Here is an 18,645-nt window from a genome sequence, read left to right as displayed (position 1 = left end):
CGGCGGGAAATTAGCTGAACAACCGAAAGCCAAAAATGACTTTTTACACCAAAAAAGCATAAAATAAAGTAAGCACAAAACAAAAATCTATTTTAATGAAAACAAATTTTTTCAAAGCAACAATTTTAGCATTAGTTACAATTTTTACAATTTCTTGCTCAAAAGATGACGATTCAAGTTCAACAGAAACAGGCGGAGGTTCATCAACTACAACAAATACTTGGGTAAAATTAACTGCAATAACTTCAGCAGGAGTTAACAAACCAAATTACATAATAATGATGTTTGACCAACCAGTAACTTCATCCTCTGCTTTGCCTCCAATCAAAAAACAAATTACAACTGATGCAAATGGTTTAGCTTATTTTGATTTAAACACTATGGTTACAAGCACAACACCAACAACTTATTATTTTGAAGCATTTGTTTCTAATGGTTCAGGCGGTTATATTTGGAAAAGTGTTTCGCATCCAACTTATAATATCGCAAAAGGACAAATGATAACAAGCTCAATTATTGTAAATTAATTAGAAAATAGAATGAAAAACAGAATTATACTTTTAGGATTAACTTTGACTTTAGCAAGTTGCGGAAGTTGGAACAGAATTGGAGATTTAACAACAATCGGAAACAGAAATGTTGATGACAGCAAAAAATATACATTATTAACTCGTGAAGTTGAAGCAGTTGCCGAAGCAGACGCTGACGCAATGGAACAAGCAGTTGATAACTTAACCAAAAAATATGAAGGCGAATTTTTGCGAAACGTAAAAGTTTATGTGAAAAGTAACGGAAAAAAAGTCAAAGTTGTTGGTGATGTTTGGGGAACACAAAATACTTTAATAAATGTTTCAACAGAAGCAAACGCAAAAGTTATTTTAAATGTTGGCGACAGCGTAGTTTTTAAAAGAAAAGGAAAACTTACTGACGGAAAAATTATTGGTGTAAATTCTAACTTGGTGATTGTTGAATATGATGGCGACAAAAAAGTGGAATTGAAATACGATGAAGTAACGAAAACTAACAAATAACAATTACAACATCTGCTAACAGCAGTTTGCAAAAATGGCGGGTTGTGGGCTTTTTTTGAAACGAAAGTGCTATATCAAAGTAAAGGAATTTTCAGTAACTTTGGTGCTGAAAGTCCGCCACTTCTGCAAGCTGCAAAACGTTGTGAGCAATTAAAACAAACATATGCTGAAACTAACAGACATCAAAGAAATATACAAAAGCAAGGACAAAGAAATAAATGGATATTTCATTGAATTTAATGATGGTAGAAAAATACATATTACAAAAAGAAGAACTATTATCGCACTTCTTGTTTTACTAAAAAACGGAGAAGGTTCTGAATCTGATATTGCACAAGGAAATACAACAATTAATGAAATCAGAGCAATTTTAGAAGATAAGTTGCCACCAAGCTATGTTCAAGACTATTACGGAGATGCTAATAAACCTTATAGCGAATTATGGAATGAAGAAGGCTTTACATTTATTGACAACCTAAAAGGTGGTAGAATTGGTTCTAGTCAAAAATACACACTCAAAAAAGAAGACCATCCAAAACTATTTTCAATATCTAAAAAGGCATTTCGTAAAGCTCCAAATGCTCAACAAAAAATAAAGATTCGAGAGAATCAAAAAAACAAATGCAATTTTTGTGGTTCAAACATTGTCACAAAAGACAAATTACAAAAAACCACGTATGCTAAAGATAGACGCAGAGAAGTATTCGACCACAGAATTCCAGTTGAAAAAGGTGGAAATAGTGAGCTTGAAAACTATCAAGGGTTATGTTTTTATTGCAATAAATCTAAATGGCAAATTTGTAATATTTGTACATTACCAAATTGCGATACAAATTGTGCTTTATGTTATCCAGAAAATAGTAGGACAATTAGTCCAACAAAAGAAAATATTGAAGATTTATTAGCCAAACGCTCAGACTTCAAGTAATGGACTAAACTCGATTTGTTTCAAAATATCTTTGCCAATAGACTCAATAACAGGCGGACAAACGGCATTTGCTAATTGTTTTATTGCATTTGTTCTTGATACAGGAAATTCAAACTCATCGGGGAAGCCCATCAAACGTTTCATTTCAACTAAACTTAAATGTCGTCTTTCACCAGTATAAACAGGTATCATTGCTCCTCCACCACTAATACTAACTGCAAAAGTCGGTAACGGCTTATCTATCGACAAGGCTCTTATCCCACTTGAACGTATTTGTAAAACGCAATCAAATAAATCTGCTTGTAAATCCGCTCTTTCTAATTTCTTTCTAGTTTTTGGCACTTCAAAATCAATATCATTCTCATTAATTACGCCAGTATATAAGTCTATATAAGTTTGCCACTTGTCAGATAATGGAATTGAGTTATCTCCCTTCTCTAATATTGATTTGAAACCGACTTTACCTTTCGTTTTCCTAGTAAACAAAAATGGGGAATCACCTAAATCTTTTCTTTTGGCAACTATATAAACTCTCTTTCTTGCTTGAGCAACACCAAAATCTGAACTATCTAAAATGTCATAAGCTACATTATAACCAATATCATCTAAAATTGTTAAAATATCCCTCATAACTCTACCCTTTTCAATTCTAACAAGGTTTGTCACATTTTCAAGAAATACAATTTTTGGCTGACTTACTTCTATTATTTCTGCCAACTTAAAAAATATTTCTCCTCTTGGGTCACTAAATCCTTTTCTGTTTCCTGCAATAGAAAATGGTTGACACGGAAACCCAGCACAAAAAACATCTACATATGGAAAAGTACTTGCATCAATTTTTGTTACATCTTTAAAATCAAACTTATCTCCATAATTGGCAGAATAAGTCTTTTCGCAATCATCATTAAACTCCGCAGAGTAAATACATTTTCCCCCAATTGATTCCAAACCAAGTCTAAAACCTCCTATGCCTGCACATAAATCTGAAAATGTAAATGAATTGCTCATATTTTATCGTTTAACAACACAAATATATATTGTTTTTTAATACAATCAAATATTTTGGACTCTTTTTTTATTAACATATTGTTTATTGATACATTTGTATATTAAAAAACGCAATCAAATTATAGTGAATAAAATTAAAGAAATTTTAGAGTCACAAGGCAGAACACAAACGTGGTTAGCAAAACAGATAGATAAGAGCTATGTTGTCGTAACTAATTATTGTAATAATAATAAGCAACCTAGTATTCCCTTATTATATCAAATAGCCGAAGTTCTTGATGTTGATGTACGAGAATTATTGCAAAAAAGTAAAAAATAACTGCTCACAACAATGTATATAAAAAATAGGCGAAACAGTAATAAAATCAAGGATTTTGGCTCGCATCAAAGTCCGTGCTTAACCGAAAGTTTCGTGCTTCGAAATCGCCTACTTTTCATATACTAACCGTTAGCCACCATTAGAGGAAACCGTATTCTGTGTTTAAACTTCCGTAATATGTATTGAATTCAATAGTAGTTTCTCTGTTTACTTTGTAGAAATTTAATATAAGGATTATGGAAAATAAGAAATTACTATTGACAGGTGTGACAGGATTTTTAGGTTCTCACACCACCATTCAACTGTTAAACAAAGGCTATCAGGTAAAAGGAACTTTACGTGATAAAAAAAGGGCAGAAAGCATTCGGGAAATAATTGCTAAACACACTACAAATATTGATAACCTGACATTCTACGAAATTAACCTTTCAGACTCTGAAGAGAAATGGACGAAGGCAATGACTGAGATTGACTATGTAATACACATAGCTTCGCCATTCCCAACAACTTTACCCAAGAACGAAGACGACATAATACTACCTGCAAAAAATGGGACACTAAACATTTTAAAATCAGCAACAAAGGCAAAAGTAAAAAGAGTTGTACTAACATCATCAACAGGAGCAGTGGTTTATGGAGAAAGAAAAAATGGTGAATTTTCGGAAGAGGATTGGACGAACATAAAAAACCTGAATGATACAACACCTTACTTTAGAAGTAAGACTATTGCCGAAAAAGCAGCTTGGGATTTCGTTAATGCAAATCAAAATGCATCAGAACTTGTTACCATTCTTCCAGGAGCAATACTTGGCCCAATTTTGGACAAAGACGATTATGGTACTTCCGCAAATCTAGTAAAGAAAATGATGGATGGAAGTATGCCAGCTATGCCAAAAATTGGTTTTGAAATGGCAGATGTAAGAGCTGTTGCGGATGCACATATCAAGGCGTTAGAAAATCCAAATGCATCAGGTAAACGTTACTTATGTGCTAATGGGTATATGGAATTTAAAGACATTGCAGAAATTCTAAGAGAAGAATTCCCAAACGACAAAATACCATCTAAAACGTTACCTAATTTTATGGTAAAGCTTTTCAGTATTTTTGATAAAGAAACAAAATCTATTCTCAATGATTTGGGAGCAAAGAGAACTATTAACAATTCCAAGATAAAAAAAGAACTCAATTGGAATCCAATTTCTTTACAAGTGTCAGTAAAAGATACAGCACACAGTCTTAAGAACCTAAAGATTGTTAAATGAAAGCTTTAAATTTCCCTTCAAATAAAGAGCATAACAAAAGATGGTACATATCAAAACAATTCATCAACTTCATAAATTAGCAGAACTAAAAGAACCGAAACACCCTTTATTCAGCATACACAGAATTGAAGAGTTGAATTTGGATTCAGAAAGTTTTCCAGAAAAGATGACCTATGACTTTTTTACCGTTGGTTTAAAAAAGAATCTCAATGGATATATAAAATATGGTAGAACCAATTATGACTTTCAAGAAGGTGCTTTAGGATTTACAGCACCTTTCCAGCTAATGGAATTTAGTTCTGATTTAATACAAAATGCGAATGGTTGGATTCTTTTTTTCCATAAAGAACTTTTAAATAGTACAAAATTTGAAAAGAGCATTGACGAATATGGCTTTTTTGAATATGCTGTTAATGAAGGGCTTCACTTATCTAAAGATGAAGAAAAATCAATAGAGGACATTTTCCAAAACATAGAAAAGGAATATCAGTTGCCCATCGATAAATATAGTAAGCAAGTTGTGCTATCAAACTTGGAACTTCTATTTACATATTCTGACAGATATTATGCGAGACAATTTATAGTAAGAAATGAAGTTAACTCTTCCATTTTCTCAAATTTTAAAGCTGAATTGAAATCGGCTTTTACAGACAATAGTAAGCTACCAACAGTTGAACAATTGGCAGAGAAACTAAACCTTTCTGCTAACTATTTGAGTGATTTTTTAAAGACGACCACAGGAAATTCTACAATCGAACATATTCACACTTATATTATTGAGAAAGCTCAAAAAGAACTGATATTAAGCGATAAATCCATTTCAGAAATCGCTTTTGAATTAGGGTTTGAATACCCACATTACTTCAGCAGATTGTTCAAAAAGAAAACAGGGTTTACACCGACTGAATACAGATTGGAATCGAAATAAGAACGGTGGCTAACAATGTATAAAAATAATAGCGGTTTCGGTGCTTAATCGGAATCGCTTTTATTTATTTAAGGTCAGGTCTAATTTGAATGGTTGATGTTACATATTCCGCTACTATTCTTATACGAGACCGTTGTATGCCATATAAAACAGAAACGAAACAGTGAAATTAAAACGAAGAAGAAAACTAGTAACATATTTAAATATTTTAGACCAACCTGTCCGATTTAATCCTTTCGTTTTCAGTCGGACTTTTTTGTTATGGGCTTTACTTGGATTGATAGGTGGAGTAATTGCAGGAGCTTATTGGATTGGACTTGAGTTTCTAACTCATCAATTAGCTTTTTTTAGTGGTTGGGAAGTAATACCTGTAATGGCGATTTGCGGACTTTTAGCAGGTTTGATAATTCATTTCATTGGAGACCCAGGCGAAATACATTTGATTGTAAACAATATCCGATTTAATAAAGGAAAACTTGACCCTAAAAACAATCCTTCAATGGTTCTCTCTTCATTGCTATGCGTTGCGTCAGGTGGAAGTCTCGGACCCGAAGCGCCATTGGTTCAAGTAACAGGCTCAACAGGAACTTGGATAGGAAAATTGTTTCGACTAAAAGGAGAAGAATTAAGGTCATTAAGTATCGCAGGAATGGCTTCAGGATTTACAGCTTTATTTGGTGCGCCTTTGGGTGGTAGCCTCTTTTCATTAGAAATTCTTCATCACAAACACGCAGTTGAGTATTACAAAGCAATTATTCCTGCATTTGTTGCAAGTTGTTTTAGTTATTTAGTGTTCGCTTTAATCATTCATTTGGGACTTGGCCCTATTTGGGATTTATCTGCATATGAATATTCAGGGATTTTTGATTTTGGCTATGCAATTCTCTTTGCAATAATCGGAGCAGCCTTTGGTTGGGCTTTTATTATTTGCACCAAATTTTTCAAATCAATTTTCGAGAAAAGACCCATACCAATTTACATCAAAACGTTAATTGGTGGCATTCTACTTGGCATCATAGCATTTTACTTTCCATTAACCCGATATTTTGGACATCACGAAATTAACGAACTACTTTCAGGGAATTTTCCATTGACTTTATTGTTTGCTATTTTGATTTTTAAAATTATAGCCATCTCAATAACAGTAACATCAGGTTGGAGAGGTGGATTTATTATTCCGCTGTTTTTCGTAGGAGCTACGTTAGGACTAATTATCCATCAACTATTTCCGACAATAAATTTGACATTAGCGATAGTTAGCTGTATGGCAGCAATTAACGCTTGCGTAACCCGAACACCAATGAGTACAACCATTTTACTTGCAACATTGACAGGGTTTGGACATTTTATCCCAATCTTATTTGCAAGTTTGACAGGCTATTTTTTAGCTCCGAGAATACCTTTTATAAGTTCACAAATGGAGAAAGAATGAAAAAATACGGCATACAACATTGTATAAGCGTAATGCGGGCTAAAGTGCTAAATTTAAACAAATTGAATATTAATAAACATAAGGTTAAACCGAAAGTGAAGTGCTTCTAATCCCGCACTACGCTTATACTTGACCGTTGTAGTGCATTTAAAACCAACCATAACCTTTAGATGAAAGTAGTTCCACTATTATTATATCAACATAACAAAGTAAGGAAAATAATGGTTGATGGACTTTCAAGTATTGTACATAAAACCATAGATACAATCGATACTGAAACAGACCATTATGTTGCTTCGCACGTAATATCCATTGTTTTAAAAGGCAAACTGAAAATTCAAACTTACTATGAAGCTGAACAGTTTTTAGCATCACAAAATCAGGTGGTTTTTATTCCGAAAGGCAGGTATATGATTTCTGATATCATCCCTGAAAATGATGAATTTGAAGCCCTTTTCTTTTTTATTGAAGATAGTGTAATTAATGATTTTTTGAAGAACAAAAAGGATTTAATAAGCAACAAAGCCCTTAACTATGTTATGGAATATTCTAGTGAACTCAAAGTGTTTACTGAAACCATTTTAGTGCTCTATCAAAACAACTCAAACAGCTATAAAGATATTACCAAACTAAAGTTAATGGAGTTATTATATTTGTTTTACAACTCAAACCAAAAAAACAACTTTATAGGAATACTAAAATCACTTCAAAAGACTACAAAACGAAACATAAAGGAAATAATGGAACTCAATTTTGATAAACCATTATTAGTAGAGGACTATGCATTTCTAACAGGAAGAAGTTTGTCTACATTTAGAAGAGATTTTAAAAGAAACTTTGGAACAACACCGAAGAAGTGGCTTATAAGCAAAAGATTAGAAAAAGCAGAAAAATTACTCTCAACCAGCGAACTAACAATCAACGAAGTCTCACTAGAAATAGGTTTTGAAAATGTTTCACACTTTATATCGCTATTTGGAAAAACATACAAAGAGACACCAAAACAATATTTAATAAGAGAGCGAATGACAAAAATAGTTTGAGTTTTGACCGAAAATTGATATTTCCGCTTTTTTACCAAATTCTATTTTTTGATTGCAAAATACTTTTGCATCAACAAATAATCATTAAAAATGAGGAAAATAGTTTTATTGCTATTTATAGCAACAATTACTTCCTGTAAAACAAAGGAAAAAAGTATGAAAGAAATTCAAAGTAAAGTAACTACAACAAATATTGTAGCAGTTAAGACCAGTGAAGTGTGGAAAAAATTAGTTGCTTTTGGCGGAACTGATAAATTTGTACCAGATTTAATAGAACGTGTTAGTGTTAAAGGTAACAGTGTAGGTGCAGTTAGGACAATTTATTTAAAAGGCGGTGGAGAAATTGTAGAGGAATTGACTGAAATTGACAGTAAAAATCATAAAATGGAGTTCATCATACTATCAACACCAATGCCAATTACTAATTATACTGGTATTTTTGAAATTAGTAAAGCTGCCGAAAATAGTTGTGAAGTAACATTTACATCAAAATATAAAACTTATTCTGAAAATGAAAAAGAAATGGAATCTGTGATAAAAGGATTTCAGGAAACGTTCATTTCTAATTTGGATAAATAAAAACGAACTACAACATTGTATAAAAGCAATAGCGGTTTGGGTGTTTACTCGAACCGTTTTTTCTTTTAATTAAGTATCTTGCTATCCTAAAAGTCAGCGTGTTAATCCGCTACTGCTCTTATACGAGACCGTTACCTGCAAGCGTAAAACAACGTTCGTGCTAAAAAACGACATTTCGGGAAAATCAAAAAATAACGAAACAATTTTTACCTAACTTTGTAAAATGAAATTTATATCTTTAATATTAGCCGTTTATGTATTGCTGTTATCAGCCGTACCGTCTTTTATTGAGGATAAATGTATGCAGGAACATACCACCGAGCAAGGACAAAACGAACAAGACGAAGATTGCAGTTGCTGTTCGCCTTTTTTTAACTGCAACACCTGTACGGGATTTGTTTTAACCAACTTTCATTTTTCGATTGAACATTCAGTAAAAGAACCCCAAAGAAAATTAGGCACAATGCCAACACCGCCTATTTCAGACTTTCCTTATTCTATTTGGCATCCTCCACAATTGGCTTAATATATGGTGCTTTCCGCCCAAACTGATTTGTTACGGTGCTTTCCACCGTTATTACTTATTTATTAAATATTAAGCATTATTTTTCAATGAAAAAAATACTCTTTGTGTCATTTTTTATGACACTCAACCTTTGTGTATATGCACAAAATACGTTCAAAGCTGTAATTAAAGACAGCGAAAAAAAAGAGCCTTTAATGGGCGTAACCGCACAGGTAACAGGCACTACAATCGCCACAATTTCCGATGAAAACGGACATATTATATTAACAGGTATTGCAAACGGTTTGCAAGAAATTCAATTTAGTTATATCGGTTTTGCCCAACGTACCGACAGCTTTAATTTTCCGTTAGAAGATACAGCTCCGATTGAAATCCTACTTTATGAACAATCGGAAGATTTGGAAGAAATCGTTATTTCATCAACAAGAAGTACAAGAACTATCCAAAATATCCCCACACGTATTGAGTTTATAGGAAGTGAGGAGTTAGACGAAAAAGGCAATATGAAAGCAGGGGATATTCGTATGCTTTTGGCAGAAAGCACAGGCATCCACGTACAAACCACATCGCCCACAAGTGCCAATGCAAGTATTCGTATTCAGGGGCTTGACGGACGATATACGCAAATTTTAAAAGACGGTTTTCCTATTTATTCGGGTGCTTCGAGCGGATTGGGTTTGTTGCAAATTCCACCGCTTGACTTAAAGCAGGTTGAAGTTATTAAAGGTTCAACATCTACGCTGTACGGTGGTGGAGCAATAGCAGGTTTGGTAAATCTGATTTCCAAGACACCAACGGAAGAAAGGGATTTGCGTTTTCATTTAAACGGAACATCGGGCAGGGGTTTAGACATCAATGGTTTTTACGGACAGAAGTTTAAGAAAATCGGAACGACAATATTTGCTTCGCATAATCGCAACGGAGCTTACGACCCTGCACAAATCGGGCTTTCTGCCATTCCCCAATTTGAAAGGTATGTACTGAACCCTAAATTATTTGTTTACTTCAATGATAAAACAAAAATGAACTTCGGCATTAACACCACCATTGAAAACCGTTTGGGTGGCGATATGCTTTACATCAAAGGCAAAGGCGATAACACACACCAATATTTTGAAGAAAACAAAACACAACGCTATTCTACCCAATTTGTTTTTGACCATACGGTAAACGAAAACAGTTTTGTACAGATAAAGAACAGCGTAAGTTATTTTAACCGCAATACAGCTATTCCCAATTACGAGTTTGAGGGAACGCAAACAGCCACTTTTACGGAAGCAAGCTATACCCACAGCAAAGAAAAGTCAGAATGGGCAACAGGCGTTAATATTTGGACGGACAATTTTAAAGAAAAGCAGATGACCGCATTTCCGTTGAGAGATTACAACCAAACCACATTCGGGGCTTTCGTTCAAAATTCTTTTAAGGCTACGGATTGGCTTCAATTGGAAACAGGTTTAAGAACGGATTACGTGATAGATTACGGAGCTGTTTTTTTACCGAGAGTATCGGCATTGTTTCAGATTGCAAACGGATTGACTTCACGTATCGGGGGCGGATTTGGCTACAAAACACCAACCATTTTTACAGAAGAAAGCGAACGCATACAATATCAAAACGTAATGCCTATTGACGATAATACCAATAAATTGGAAAAAAGCTACGGAGCAAATGCAGATATAAATTACCGTACTAATATTGGCGATGATTGGACATTCAGCATAAATCATTTATTCTTTTACACCTATTTGGATAACCCTTTGTTGCTTCAAAATATAGCTACAAATACATATCAGTTCATCAATTCATCGGGCTACATTCATACCAAAGGAACAGAAACAAATATCAAAATCGGTTATGATGATTTTAAATTGTTTTTGGGCTACACTTTTACCGATACCCGATTGATTGAAAACGGAACAAATACCGAAAATCCACTAACACCAAAACACCGCATTAACTCTGTACTTATGTATGAAATAGAGGATAAATGGAAAATCGGTTTGGAAGCCTATTATTTTAGTCCGCAAAAGCTCAATGACGGAACAACAGGAAAAGACTATGTTATATGTGGCTTTATGGCTGAAAAAATTTGGGAACGGTTTTCTTTGTACATCAACTTTGAAAATTTCTTTGATACAAGACAGACACGTTTCGACAACATTTATACAGGTACAATAACCAACCCTGTTTTTAAAGACATCTATGCACCATTAGACGGATTTGTAATTAACGGAGGAATAAAATTTAGACTTTAAGAAGATGAATAAAACCATATTTAATATAACAAAAATGGATTGCCCAAGTGAGGAGCAATTAATCCGTATGAAACTGCAAAACTTTGATACGGTAAAGTCATTGGAATTTGATATTCCCAATAGAAAACTAAATGTTTACCATAGTGGAAACCCAGAGCCGATTTTTTCAGCTTTGGAAACCTTGAACCTAAATACAACGCTGATTTCAACCGAAGAAACTAACGCAGTTGTTGAAACAGATACAAGCAATAGCCAACGGAAACTACTATGGACGGTATTGATTATCAATTTCGTTTTCTTTGGATTGGAAATGTTGTTCGGTATTTTTTCCAACTCAATGGGATTGGTAGCGGATAGCTTGGATATGCTTGCCGATAGCATCGTTTACGCATTGGCTTTGTTTGCTGTTGGGGGTACGATTGCAAGAAAAAACAATATCGCCAAATTTGCAGGTTACTTTCAAATCCTGTTAGCCGTTATCGGTTTTGTTGAAGTTATCAGACGTTTTATCGGAATAGAAGCGATGCCCGATTTCAAAACAATGATTATTGTTTCTGTTTTGGCATTGATAGCAAACGTACTTTGTCTTTACCTGTTGCAAAAGAACAAAAGCAAAGAAGCACATATGCAGGCTTCGATGATTTTCACGTCAAACGATGTTATAATCAATTCGGGAGTTATCGTTGCGGGAATTTTGGTCAATTGGTTAAACTCGAGTTATCCCGATTTGATTATCGGAGCTATTGTATTTGTAGTTGTGGCAAGAGGAGCGTATAGAATATTGAAATTGGCGAAATGAAACCGAAAGAACGCCAGCAGGTAACATCGGTTTTGCAAAAGAGCGGGTTAAGTGCAAAATTCAACGACAGTAATTATATCACCGCATAAGCCATTTTTATTTCCTTTTTTTGTAATTTAGCAAATAGAAAATGGCTTACGCTACGGTAGTGCTAAACTGAACTTTTGTGCTTCTATTTCCGCTCCTTCGCAAAGCCGTTTCCCGTTGGCGGTCATTGTACCGAACTTTACGACAGACAAGAAAATTATGGAATTTAATGACAGATAAGAAAAACATTTTAGCAATTATTGGAAGTGCCAGCGAAAATTCTGCAAACCTAAAACTTGTTGAGCAAATCGCAGTTTTGGCAATTAATGACTTTAACTTGACAATTTACAAGGACCTAAAATTACTGCCTCATTTTGACCCAGAACTTTCAGCCGACAAACCACCAAGACAAATAATTGAATTTAGAAAAAGCATTGAACAAGCTGACGGAATAATTATTTGTACGCCAGAATATGTTTTTAGCATTCCAAGTGGACTGAAAAACGCAATCGAATGGTCTATTGCAACAACAATCTTTTCGGACAAACCAAGTGGACTGATAACAGCTTCTGCGAGTGGACAAAAAGGGCACGAAGAATTGCAACTAATAATGAAAACAGCAATGGCAAAATTCACGAACGAAACAAGTTTGTTAATTCAAGGAATAAAAGGAAAATTTGACGAGGAAGGAAATTTAATAGACAACAAAACTAAAATACAATTAGAAAAATTTATTGACGCTTTAATGAAATTAATAAACAATAAGTAGACAAAAAACAACGAACCGCCAACAGCCACTACAACGGATTTGGGCAATTGGCTTAATGGAAAGTTGGTTTTGTATTTGGGATGATTTGGCAAATCCGAAAATAGGGCTTAATTTAGTCCCAAACCCGCTGTAGTGCCAAGACGTTGGACGTCATTTTAAAACAACCATACAAAATCAAGAAAACAAAGCTTAACAAAAAGATCCTATGAAAACTAAAAAACTTTCAGAAATGGTAACTTCTATTCAATTAGAGCACACAAACCCCTCTATGGGTCCACACGAAAACATCATCTCTATAAATCTTGCCAATAATTCCGATACAGAAGCCCGAATCAATCAATTTCTTAATGAGGCGACGATTAACAATGTGATGCCTTTAGGTGAATATATTCTTGCATACCGAAACAATGACGAAAAACGCTCCCAGAAAGTGGAAGCAGCAAAAAATGATGAGGAGAATTTAAAAAAAGGATCAAGTATTTCAAACCTCGTATTTTATTTTTCGGATGGTAAAACACCTTTAAAAATAAAGGATGTTTATAGAAGATACACCATTACAAATTTTTATAATGACTTTACAAAGTATATGGTTGAAAATGGTTTGAGAGCCACAAATGATGACCAAAAAATAAAAACCATCAACCCAGATAATCGGTAATTTTTTAAAATTTAAAATGAGTAAACTAAAGATACAATGTAATGATGATTTGATTTTGATTAACGATACTCAAATTGAATTTCCTATACACCTCAATACACTTATAGAAATTTTGGGACCTTCGTCACCTCGTGTGTATGAGAACGCTCGCTGGCACGCAACTTGGGACAATCTTGGCATTTGTGTGGACTATGTTTCTTGGGATAAAATTTATAAACTACGTTTTGTAGTAGCTAAACAAGAAAATAAGCAACCTGAAAATCTTTTTATAGGAGACTTCTTTGTAAATAATAAAAGCATTTTTGAGAAAGATGACCGTGTTATCTACTTCAAAAAATACCAAATTAACAGATTAATGAATGAAGGAGAAAACATTATTCATTCTATCGATATTATGCACAACTTTAGGTATAAAGAAGAAATCCCTCAAAATAAATATGTTATATTAGCTATTGATGAAGAAATAATAGAATTTACTGACTTTGGTTTTAAACTCGCCATTATACAAGAATTAATGTATGAGAGAAATCTATTAAAGCCAAAATTTGATTTACGAGAGTTTGTAGATTGGTATCAGCCCAGAAAAATAAACTTAGAAAAAGAAGGATATGAGCCAATCCCAGAAGTCGATCAGTATTTTAAAGAGCTTCGCATTCCAAAAAAATTGGCACGCAAAATAACACAAATATATCAAGATGGAGGAAACGAAATCTATTTGAATTTACTGTGTTACGGAAATGGCGATGAAACCTTTTGGGATATTAAAAACACAGAAGATATAAAGCAATTTCCCAATTTAAAAAAGATGGATTTGTGCTATGTAAGTGACGAAGCATATCAAGAATTCAAAAAGATGAATATTGATTTAACATAAAATGAAAAATATAGGATATGATAAAAATACTCATCACAACACTGACAATACTTGCTACACTTTATTCGTGTGCAGAAAGTAAAAGCCAATCTGAATCAGACTTAAACTCAGAAATAGTTACAAATAACAACACAACCAATACACCTACTATGGATGTAAATACACAAATTAAAGGATTGAATGACTATACCGATAATGACCTTGTTATTGGCTTTCGGCAAACACCAGGTGGCCCTGGTAGCACAAGTTATGAGTTAAAAATATTTGGTGATGCAAGCTTCACGTATTCAGAAGATAATCCAAATCAAACGATGGTTCTTAATAATTTCCCAAGCAAAGGAAACATTAGTAAAGAAATAATTGACCTCGTATTTGCAGAAGCAAAACGGGTTAACTATAAAGATTTAATTGCCGATTGTATGCCGCAACAACCCGAACACGACGGACAAGAAATCATTATGGATTTACTCGGATATATGCCCAACTCTTCCAACGATAAATGCAAAAACGCCAAAGAAATAAATACGTTCAAAAACTGGACTTGGAATACGTTAAGTAAACTGATTGCACTGCAAGGAAAATCAGCTGGAAATAACACCGAAAAAGTAGTTGCTTTTCAACTGCCCCAACTGAATCGCTTCGTCTCGGGTTACGTAAAAACGAGCAATTATGGCGGTTCTACACCAATTGAAGGACCATCGGTTCGCCATTACGCAGATTATGATGTGTTGAAAGAAACCAACGAAGCCACCAAAAAAGAATGGTATAAAACCATAGAAAACTATTTGGACAATACGATGGTAAACGAAAGCATCACTTTGAGAGCTTACCTCGTGTTGCAATACAAAAACGATGAAGCGAAACTCAAGGAAATTCATGCAATGCAAAAACCTCAAGAAAAAGGAAATGTCATTACTTATCTGCCTACATTATTGTTTCACGATGGATTGGCAGAACCGACTTTTGTATTGCAACCCAACAAGGTCTCGCTAAAAGGAATGGGAATATCGGCACTCAACTCATTTTTAGAAAAACACGCTAACATATTTTCAAGCGAGTTGCCTGAAGATGAATTTTATATGAAGTATTTTTCAACATTATAACACAAAAAACAACCCCCAATTATTTAAACATCATCTATGAAAAATATACTATTTCTATGTGGACTAATCGTAATGTCTTGCAACACCAACAAGAAAGAAAATACAGCTGCAACAACCCAAATATTTGAGCAATTACAGAAAATAGCAAACCAAAAATCACAAGATACTTACAATGTATCTTTCAACACAACATTAGACAAATCTCAATTGATTGATACTGCAACGCTAACTAATCTTATGGAAGAATTTGATTATACGCAAGACGGTAAAAATGTTTCTTTCAAAGAAGAATTGGGGTCTAATCTGTATCTTTTGGACTTTGTCAACCAAGAAAGTTTTACTTTTCTAAGTTTGCTAAAACCTGATGAATTGGGTAATTCGCTCTATTTTGTAACGCTTCCAAAGCAAAACCGCAATGCTGAAATCCTGTTTGTAGGCGATGCCGCTTATGATGAGTTTCAATTCTTATCCTATCTTAATGGCAAGAAAACGAATGTTAACAGCTATGATTTTAGTGCGATAAATACCAATTATGAATTTCCTGAAGGAGCAGAAAACGGCAAAGTATATATCACTCAAAAAGATTCTGTTTCTTTTAAAATTACCATTTCTGAAAAAGGAAAATTCAACAAAAAATTAATGGATTCCATACGGACAGAGACTAAGGTGATGAATACGGAAAAAGTTCATTAATCCGATAACTACAAAATGAAATTTAAAAATTAATACACTTATAATTCAGAAAAATACAATGAGCAAAGAAAAACAAGCACAGCTCATCACCGAAATAGGCGAAATGATTGTGGAGGATAAAACCTATCAAACAAAATCTTGGCACAGTCTTGCCATTGCCATAACGCTTACAGATGAAGAGAAAATGTCTGGGTATCTTTACCAAGAAGATGGCACTTATGAGGCAGGCTCACCTCGTGAATTTGGAGACCTCCTTGATAAATTATTGGAATTAAAAGCAGAGATGGTAAAAGATGGCGATAAACCATTTTTACAATGCCTCATCCATATCACGAAACCAAATTACAAAATAAGACTTCAATTTGAGTATGAAAACCCTAAAAGATGGACACGCAAATCTACCGGAATGGATATGTCAGCTTTTGCAAATGCACTTAAACCAGAATAGTTTCATTAATGGGAAATGATTTATTTTACAAAACAATTTGAAAACAAATAACAACGAAAACTATTGCCGAAAATAGAAATGCTTTGTGACAGAAAAGATGACAACAGTGTGTAGAAAAAATATCTGGACGCTTTGAAAAAAATAAAAAACGAACGCCCAACATTACCTATACGCAAGCAGGGGGTTCGTGCTTCGTAGGACAGGAAAGTGATAAATTTAAAGTTCGGTTCTTCGTAGTAAGCTCAGTGATTAAAATCCCTGCCTGCGTATAGCTGAAAACCGTTGTGCGACATTTTAATTCAGAAAAATTTGCATTATCAAATAAACATTGTTAATTTTGAACGACAATTTAACAATTATATAAAATGAAACTTGAAAAACAACCATATACCAAATTAAATATTGAGTACTTACAAAAAGTTTGGAAGGGAGAATTTAGAGATTTCATTATAAAATCTGATGAAAAATATTATTATTGGGACGATTTAAAATACAGAAAAGATGCTCCATTTGATAGTCAAATAGAAAATTGGACATTACTTAAGACATACAGAACTTCAAAATATGAAAAAATAAAATTTGGAAACTATACATTCAATTATTTTATTTCCGAATATATTTCTAAAAACCTGCATGATTTTGATTTAAAATTAATGGGAGGACTTCAGCAGAATCCTATCCTACCGTCAGATAGAATAGAATTTTTTAAAAGTTCATTGCTTGAAGAAGCAGTAGCATCCTCGCAAGTTGAAGGAGCAGCAACAACTACAGAAGTAGCTAGAGATATGCTTAAATCTGGTCGAAATCCAAGAAATGAATCAGAACAAATGATATTCAATAACTTAAGAGCTATTGAATACATAAGCGAATTCGTAAATGCCAGTATTGACTTTAAAATAATTATTGAACTTCATAAAATCATGACTGCTAATACAGATGCGGAAAAGTATTCTGGTGATTTTCGAGAAGGGGAAGTATATGTAACTGATCATGTTGATGGAGAAATTGCCCATATTCCACCAGATTGGAATGAAGTAAAATCATTAATGGGAGAGTTATGCGAATTTATTAATGATGATGAAAAGTTTATTCATCCTATTATTAAAGCTTCAATTATTCATTTTATGATTGGATATATTCATCCATTTAAAGATGGTAATGGAAGAACAGCAAGAGCATTATTCTATTGGTATTTATTAAAAAAAGGCTACACATTAGTTAAAAATATTTCCATTTCAAGAGTAATACTAGAATCTAGAACTCAATATGACAAAGCTTTTCTTAAAACTGAATATGATGAAAATGATTTAAACTATTTTATTACTTACTCAATAAAAAATATTAGAATAGCATTTGAAAAATTAATACAATATAGAGATAAAAAATTAGATGAGAGAAAAAAAGCAAACCTTGTTTCATATGAATTACTTAACAAAGGACTAAATAAAAGACAAGCTGATCTAATTGGTTTTTTATACTTAAAAGAAAAAAACAATGTCACAGTGAATTCCTATAGTGAAAAACATGAAATTGTAAGACAGACAGCAAGTAAGGATATAAATGAACTTATAAAACTAGGATTAATTGATGAAGATAAATCTAATAAACCATTTAAATACGCCATTAAAAATAAGAAAGCAATTGATGATTATTTAAAATAAAAACGATCGCACAACAATGGTAACTGTTGCACAACTACCCTTTTTTAAAACATCTTGAAGCTTCAGAATCAAAATCATAAAAATCCAACCTCTTTTAAAGTGATTTAAAGGAGGTTTATTTTTAAATGTAGTTCATAAATGTAAAAATTTTGTTGGCTTAAAATCCAGTTTTTAAAGTTGTAAAGCATCATTTTTACAATCGCTCTCGCTACTTCTGTAAGTGCGTTTGGTGTAGCCTTTACTATCGGTTTTTTCTCCTTTTGAATAAAAGTTTAGCTTGGTTACCTCTAAGCTTAGTA

Annotated in this window: 20 protein-coding genes; 19 read left to right on the top strand and 1 reads right to left on the bottom strand. The window is 33.3% G+C overall.

Going from position 1 to position 18,645, the window contains the following annotated elements; genetic code table 11:
* The first annotated feature begins 95 nt into the window (after positions 1 to 95).
* The 3 genes from SY27_RS16440 (at position 96) to SY27_RS16430 (ending at position 1,959) form a co-directional block, all read left to right on the top strand.
* A complete protein-coding gene (locus tag SY27_RS16440) occupies positions 96 to 527 on the top strand; it encodes a hypothetical protein (protein WP_045972363.1) in 432 nt (143 codons plus the stop codon).
* Positions 528 to 539: 12 nt separating this feature from the next.
* The gene (locus tag SY27_RS16435; RefSeq protein WP_045972361.1) at positions 540 to 1,031 is read left to right on the top strand and encodes a hypothetical protein; all 492 of its coding nucleotides are present in this window, start codon (positions 540 to 542) and stop codon (positions 1,029 to 1,031) included.
* Between the two features lie 163 nt (positions 1,032 to 1,194).
* Positions 1,195 to 1,959: an HNH endonuclease gene (locus SY27_RS16430; protein ID WP_045972359.1), complete on the top strand. Its 765-nt coding sequence runs from the start codon at positions 1,195 to 1,197 to the stop codon at positions 1,957 to 1,959.
* Here SY27_RS16430 and SY27_RS16425 read toward each other — a convergent pair.
* Positions 1,945 to 2,967, bottom strand: coding sequence for a DNA cytosine methyltransferase (locus tag SY27_RS16425; protein ID WP_045972357.1), 1,023 nt, complete (start codon positions 2,965 to 2,967; stop codon positions 1,945 to 1,947). The genes SY27_RS16430 and SY27_RS16425 overlap by 15 nt on opposite strands.
* 85 nt (positions 2,968 to 3,052) lie before the next feature.
* Between SY27_RS16425 and SY27_RS16420 the strand changes: the two genes are divergently transcribed.
* The 16 genes from SY27_RS16420 to SY27_RS16345 all read left to right on the top strand — a co-directional run bounded on the left by SY27_RS16420 (position 3,053) and on the right by SY27_RS16345 (position 18,346).
* Entirely contained in the window at positions 3,053 to 3,286 is a 234-nt protein-coding gene (locus tag SY27_RS16420; protein ID WP_369793078.1) for a helix-turn-helix transcriptional regulator, read from the top strand.
* A gap of 266 nt (positions 3,287 to 3,552) precedes the next feature.
* Positions 3,553 to 4,548, top strand: a complete 996-nt coding sequence (locus tag SY27_RS16415; protein WP_235271006.1) for an aldehyde reductase — start codon at positions 3,553 to 3,555, stop codon at positions 4,546 to 4,548.
* Positions 4,549 to 4,588: 40 nt separating this feature from the next.
* On the top strand, positions 4,589 to 5,476 hold the full coding sequence (locus tag SY27_RS16410) for an AraC family transcriptional regulator (RefSeq protein WP_045972349.1): 888 nt from the start codon (positions 4,589 to 4,591) through the stop codon (positions 5,474 to 5,476).
* Between the two features lie 163 nt (positions 5,477 to 5,639).
* Positions 5,640 to 6,908 carry a chloride channel protein gene (locus SY27_RS16405; RefSeq protein WP_045972347.1) on the top strand — a complete coding sequence of 423 codons (1,269 nt, stop codon included), beginning with the start codon at positions 5,640 to 5,642 and terminating at the stop codon, positions 6,906 to 6,908.
* Between the two features lie 170 nt (positions 6,909 to 7,078).
* Positions 7,079 to 7,951, top strand: a complete 873-nt coding sequence (locus SY27_RS16400) for an AraC family transcriptional regulator (RefSeq protein ID WP_045972345.1) — start codon at positions 7,079 to 7,081, stop codon at positions 7,949 to 7,951.
* A 90-nt stretch (positions 7,952 to 8,041) separates the two neighbouring features.
* Positions 8,042 to 8,530 carry an SRPBCC family protein gene (locus SY27_RS16395; protein WP_045972343.1) on the top strand — a complete coding sequence of 163 codons (489 nt, stop codon included), beginning with the start codon at positions 8,042 to 8,044 and terminating at the stop codon, positions 8,528 to 8,530.
* A 223-nt stretch (positions 8,531 to 8,753) separates the two neighbouring features.
* A complete protein-coding gene (locus tag SY27_RS16390; RefSeq protein WP_045972341.1) occupies positions 8,754 to 9,056 on the top strand; it encodes a hypothetical protein in 303 nt (100 codons plus the stop codon).
* A gap of 86 nt (positions 9,057 to 9,142) precedes the next feature.
* Entirely contained in the window at positions 9,143 to 11,314 is a 2,172-nt protein-coding gene (locus SY27_RS16385; protein WP_045972339.1) for a TonB-dependent receptor, read from the top strand.
* A 4-nt stretch (positions 11,315 to 11,318) separates the two neighbouring features.
* Complete coding sequence (locus tag SY27_RS16380) at positions 11,319 to 12,113, top strand: cation transporter (RefSeq protein ID WP_045972337.1); 795 nt, start codon at positions 11,319 to 11,321, stop codon at positions 12,111 to 12,113.
* Between the two features lie 256 nt (positions 12,114 to 12,369).
* Entirely contained in the window at positions 12,370 to 12,909 is a 540-nt protein-coding gene (locus SY27_RS16375) for an NADPH-dependent FMN reductase (protein WP_045972335.1), read from the top strand.
* Positions 12,910 to 13,114: 205 nt separating this feature from the next.
* Entirely contained in the window at positions 13,115 to 13,567 is a 453-nt protein-coding gene (locus SY27_RS16370; protein ID WP_045972333.1) for a hypothetical protein, read from the top strand.
* 16 nt (positions 13,568 to 13,583) lie between these two features.
* Positions 13,584 to 14,441, top strand: a complete 858-nt coding sequence (locus SY27_RS18360; RefSeq protein ID WP_052705397.1) for a hypothetical protein — start codon at positions 13,584 to 13,586, stop codon at positions 14,439 to 14,441.
* Between the two features lie 17 nt (positions 14,442 to 14,458).
* The gene (locus SY27_RS16360) at positions 14,459 to 15,544 is read left to right on the top strand and encodes a hypothetical protein (protein WP_045972332.1); all 1,086 of its coding nucleotides are present in this window, start codon (positions 14,459 to 14,461) and stop codon (positions 15,542 to 15,544) included.
* 36 nt (positions 15,545 to 15,580) lie between these two features.
* A complete protein-coding gene (locus SY27_RS16355; RefSeq protein WP_045972330.1) occupies positions 15,581 to 16,237 on the top strand; it encodes a hypothetical protein in 657 nt (218 codons plus the stop codon).
* Positions 16,238 to 16,295: 58 nt separating this feature from the next.
* Positions 16,296 to 16,685, top strand: a complete 390-nt coding sequence (locus SY27_RS16350; protein ID WP_045972328.1) for a hypothetical protein — start codon at positions 16,296 to 16,298, stop codon at positions 16,683 to 16,685.
* A 365-nt stretch (positions 16,686 to 17,050) separates the two neighbouring features.
* Entirely contained in the window at positions 17,051 to 18,346 is a 1,296-nt protein-coding gene (locus SY27_RS16345) for a Fic family protein (protein WP_045972326.1), read from the top strand.
* Positions 18,347 to 18,645 lie beyond the last annotated feature (299 nt).

Origin of the sequence: Flavobacterium sp. 316, assembly GCF_000967805.1 — a bacterium.
GTDB classification, from domain to species: domain Bacteria; phylum Bacteroidota; class Bacteroidia; order Flavobacteriales; family Flavobacteriaceae; genus Flavobacterium; species Flavobacterium sediminilitoris.
Note: the sequence above shows the minus strand (reverse complement) of the source record. Positions and strands in the feature narration are given on the sequence as shown.